Source organism: Methylobacterium sp., from assembly GCF_028290105.1.
Classification (GTDB): domain Bacteria; phylum Pseudomonadota; class Alphaproteobacteria; order Rhizobiales; family Beijerinckiaceae; genus Methylobacterium.
In genome coordinates, this window is sequence record NZ_JAQGKL010000055.1 from 1 (window position 1) to 4,679 (window position 4,679).

At 66.9% G+C, this 4,679-nt stretch carries 6 protein-coding genes; all 6 read left to right on the forward strand.

Annotated elements, in window-relative coordinates:
• Positions 1-346, forward strand: a 346-nt coding sequence (locus tag JWQ05_RS04240; protein WP_299654979.1) for a DUF6352 family protein, incomplete at its 5' end; no start/stop codon positions are given.
• Positions 347-396: 50 nt separating this feature from the next.
• Positions 397-897, forward strand: coding sequence for a DUF3305 domain-containing protein (locus JWQ05_RS04245; RefSeq protein WP_299654982.1), 501 nt, complete (start codon positions 397-399; stop codon positions 895-897).
• Positions 894-1,544, forward strand: a complete 651-nt coding sequence (locus JWQ05_RS04250) for a DUF3306 domain-containing protein (RefSeq protein WP_299654985.1) — start codon at positions 894-896, stop codon at positions 1,542-1,544. The genes JWQ05_RS04245 and JWQ05_RS04250 overlap by 4 nt, the downstream gene beginning before the upstream one ends.
• 168 nt (positions 1,545-1,712) lie before the next feature.
• Positions 1,713-2,309, forward strand: coding sequence for a molecular chaperone (locus JWQ05_RS04255; RefSeq protein WP_299654995.1), 597 nt, complete (start codon positions 1,713-1,715; stop codon positions 2,307-2,309).
• Between the two features lie 69 nt (positions 2,310-2,378).
• A complete protein-coding gene (locus tag JWQ05_RS04260; protein ID WP_299654988.1) occupies positions 2,379-2,621 on the forward strand; it encodes a formate dehydrogenase in 243 nt (80 codons plus the stop codon).
• 7 nt (positions 2,622-2,628) lie between these two features.
• The coding region (locus JWQ05_RS04265) for a molybdopterin-dependent oxidoreductase (RefSeq protein ID WP_299654992.1) at positions 2,629-4,679 on the forward strand (2,051 nt) is incomplete at its 3' end.

Below are 4,679 nucleotides of genomic sequence, written 5' to 3' on the forward strand. Positions count from 1 at the left end.
GCGCGTGATCGAGGCCTTCGTCGGACATCTCCTCAACGTTTCGGTGCGCGTCGAGCCCCTGGATCGGCTGGAGGAGACCGATTGGCGCTGGTTCGTCGGTCTCGACGCCGAGGCGACACGGATCGGCAACGCCCTCTGGCACGGCGAGCATGTGGAGGACGCCGATCAGGCGCGGGTGATCGCGATCTTCAGTCTCACCTTCGCGGAGACGACCTTCGTGGACGAAGCCGTCGGCGACCGGCCCGTCTACCTGCTGCTCGCCGGAACGTCCGGCAATCTGGTCACGATGAAGCCGCAGAACCTGATCGCCGGGCTGCCCCTGAAGGGCGTTCCATCGGGCTCTTGAGACCCGAACGGCGCAGCGGCGCGTTGGCGCATCACAGGAAGGACGAGGCGATGCCGGAGAACCACTTCGAGGTCGGCGTGCTGGTGGCCCGGCGCCGCCTGCGCGGACCATGGGCGAGCCATGCCTGGTTGCCGGTGGCGGCCCTGCCGGCGGCGCCGCCCGTGGCGAACTGGACGAAGCTGTCGGAGACCGAGGAGGAAGCGGTGTTCTATGCCGGCGCCTACGACGTGCTACTCCACCCGGCCGAGACCTCGCATTACCGCGACAACCTCGTCTCCGGACGGCCCTCCCTGTGGATCTCGCTCCGGAAACTGGGCGAGGACGAATACGAGGTCGCCACCGTGACCGCCGATCCCTACGAGGGCGAATCGATGGCCGAGGGAATCGGCGAGATCGTCGAGGCGGTGCCGATGCCGGCCGAATCCCAGGGCGTGCTGCTGGCCTTCTTCGAGGCCTTCCACGTCGAGCGGAAGTTCGAGAAGCGCAAGCGCGACCGGGCCGACCCGGAAGCCCTGGCGCGAGGCGGCGCCAACAAGGGACGCGGGGAATGAGCGACGGCATCCTGTCGCGCTGGGCTCGGCGCAAGCGGGCGGTCCGCGCCGCCGAACGCGCCGAAGTTCCGCCGCTTCCCGAAGAAGGGTCCGCTCTTCCAACCCCTGTCGACGCGGCCACGCCGGCGACGCCCGAGGAAGCCGATGCCCTGGCCGAGGCGATCGCGCGCCTGCCGAAGCTCGAGGATCTCACGGCCGAGACCGACCTGATCCCGTTCCTGCGCGCGGGCATCCCATCGGTCCTGCGCAACGCCGCACTCCGGAAAATGTGGTCCGTCGACCCGAGCATCCGCGACTTCGTGAGCGAGGCGCGGGAATACGCCTATGATTGGAATACGCCGGGCGGCGTCCCCGGCCTCGGGCCGATGCTCCCGACCGACGACATCAAGGCGATGGTCGAGCGCGTCATGACCGGGCATGCGCCCAAACCGGTGGAGGCGGAGGCGGCACCGGAGGAAGCCGATGTCGTGCCGGAGGCCGAAACCGAACGTCCGGCGGTCGCGGAGCTGGACCTAACCGAAACGCCCGCAAAGATCGCGCACGCCGGGGAAACCGTGCTTATTCCGCAAGCCGAGCCGACCGTTGCGTTTCAATCGCCCACAATTGTTTCGCGCCTGCGACGCCATGGCGGCGCGATGCCCAGCTAAATCCGAGAAACGCGATTGCACGAAGGAACAGCGCTTTTTATCATAGATACAAAGTAGCATACCTCGTATGGGGGATGACGTGGCTTGGCGGGCCTGAGGAGTGGAATGCGTTCCGTTGCGTCGTCTTCGGTGTCCTCGGCGGAAAACGGCGCCGATCTGTCGGCGGCGATGTCCCTGAGTGGTGGCGTGGCCATGGACGAGGTCGATCAGCTACGCGCGCAGCAATACGACCTTCTCGCCGTTTTGCTTGGGCGCGCGCCCAATTCCGACCTGCTGTCGGCCCTCGCGGGGCTGAAGGGCGGGGACAGCGTCCTTGGCCGCGAGGTGGCGGCGCTCGGTCATGCGGCCGCCGCCACGAATCAGGACGCGGCGGAGCGGGAATATTTCGATCTGTTCGTGGGCGTCGGACGCGGTGAGCTGCTGCCCTACGCCTCCTACTATCTGACCGGCTTCCTCAACGAACGTCCCCTCGCCCGGGTCCGCGATGACCTCGCGGCGCTCGGCATCGAGCGGGACGAGGCGATGACCGAACCGGAGGATCATCTGGCGATTCTCCTCGATGTGATGGCCGGTCTCGTGGCCGGACGTTTCGAGGCGGAAGCCGGGGTCGAGCGTGCATTCTACCAGCGGCACGTCGCGCCGTGGGCGGGGCGCTTCTTCGCGGATCTGGAGCGCGCCAAGGCAGCGCGATTCTACCGCGCGGTGGGTGCGCTCGGACGCGCGTTCCTCGAGGTCGAGGCCGCGGCTTTCGCGATGGATGCCTGAGCGGGCATCCGGACACAGTGGTTTGAGGCGCGACGCCCTTCGGGGCAGCGCCGGTGAGGAGTGTCGACGATGGGACAGGATCAGAAGGACCAGCTCGGTCGTCGCCAGTTCTTCCGCGCCCTCGGGGGCGGCACGGTGGCGGCGGCGGTCGGCGTCGCGTCGCCGATGGCAGCCACCGAGGCGCAGGCCTACGACCCCGGCACGGACGAGACCCGGTCGCGCTACCGCCTCAGCGACGAGGTGAAGGCGTTCTACCGGACGAACGGGTACGAAACGCTCCAGAACAGCACCAACGCCGCCGGGAAGAAGTGAAACTGCGATGCTGACCAAGCGCAAGAGCGGCGAGGCGAGCCGCACCAAGCACCAGGCCGTCGCAGCGGGTCTCGCCGCCGGGGTCCTCGACCGACGCGGCTTCCTGAAGAAGTCCGGCCTCACGGCCGGCGCTCTGGCGGCCGCCGGCACGATCCAGCTCGGATCGGTGCGCCAGGCCAAGGCCGCCGGCTCCTCGGCGGTCGGTCCGGACGTCCAGATCAAGCGCAACATCTGCACCCATTGCTCGGTGGGCTGCACGGTGACGGCGGAGGTCGTGAACGGCGTCTGGGTCGGCCAGGAGCCCTCCTACGCCAGCCCGATCAACCGCGGCACGCACTGCGCCAAGGGCGCGGCGATCCGCGAGCTCGTCTCCTCGGACCGTCGCCTCAAGTACCCGATGAAGCTCGTCGCCGGTCAGTGGCAGCGCGTCTCGTGGGAGCAGGCGATCGAGGAGATCGGCGACAAGCTCACCGCCATCCGTGAGAAGAACGGCGCGGATTCCGTCTACTGGCTGGGCTCGGCCAAGTTCACCAACGAGGCCGCCTACCTGATGCGCAAGTTCGGCGCCTTCTGGGGCACGAACTCCGTCGACCATCAGGCGCGTATCTGCCACTCGACGACGGTGGCGGGTGTCGCCAACACCTGGGGCTACGGCGCCCAGACCAACTCCTACAACGACATTCGCAACGCCAAGACCATGATCATCCTCGGCGGCAATCCGGCCGAGGCGCACCCGATCTCCATGCAGCACGTGCTGTCGGGCAAGGAGATCAACCGCGCGAACATGATCGTCATCGACCCGCGCTTCACCCGCACCGCGGCGCACGCCACCGAATACGTGCGCATCCGCTCGGGCACCGACATCCCGGTGGTCTGGGGTATCCTCTGGCACGTCTTCCAGAATGGCTGGGAGGACAAGGAGTTCATCAGCCAGCGCGTCTACGCCATGGACGACGTCCGTCGCGAAGTCGCCAAGTGGACGCCGGAAGAGGTCGAGCGCGTCTCGGGCGTGCCGGGCGAACAGCTCCGCCGCGTGGCCGAGAAATTCGCCAAGGAGAAGCCCGCCACCCTGATCTGGTGCATGGGCGCGACCCAGCACACGGTGGGCACCGCCAACGTGCGCGCGCTCTGCATCCTCTGTCTGGCCACCGGCAACGTCGGCAAGCCGGGCACGGGCGCCAACATCTTCCGCGGCCACACCAACGTGCAGGGCGCGACCGATCTCGGCCTCGATGTGACGTCGCTGCCGCTCTATTACGGCCTCGTCGAGGGTGGCTGGCGCCATTGGGCCCGCGTCTGGGACGTGCCCTACGAGTGGCTGCAATCGCGCTTCGACGAGGTTCCGGCGGCGGCCGGCCGCAAGGCCCGCTCGCGCAAGGAGAACATGGAATCGCCCGGCATCACCTCGACACGCTGGTTCGATGCGGTGAATCTGCCGGCCGAGCAGATCGACCAGCGCTCCAACATTAAGGCCATGATGGTCTTTGGCCACGGCGGCAACACTGTCACGCGCATTCCCGAAGCCATCGAGGGCATGAAGAAGCTCGAGCTGCTGGTCGTCGCCGATCCGCATCCGACGACCTTCTCGGCGCTGAACGCGCGGCGCGACAACACCTACCTGCTGCCAATCGCGACCTCGCTCGAAATGGACGGCTCGCGCACGGCCTCGAACCGCTCGCTGCAATGGGGCGAGCAGATTGTGAAGCCGATCTTCGAATCGAAGAACGATTACGAGGTCATCTATCTGCTCGCGCAGAAATGGGGCGTCGCCGACAAGATGTTCAAGAACATCAAGGTCGAGAACAACGTGCCGCAAGCCGAGGACATCCTGCGCGAGATCAACCGCGGCGGCTGGTCGACCGGCTATTGCGGCCAAAGCCCCGAGCGGCTCAAGGCGCACATGAAGAATCAGGACAAGTTCGATCTCGTCACGATGAGCGCCGCCAAGGACACGGCGGAGATTGGCGGCGACTATTACTGCATGCCGTGGAAGTGCTGGGGCAAGCAGGAAATACGGCATCCCGGCTCGCACATCCTCTACAACACCAGCATTCACTT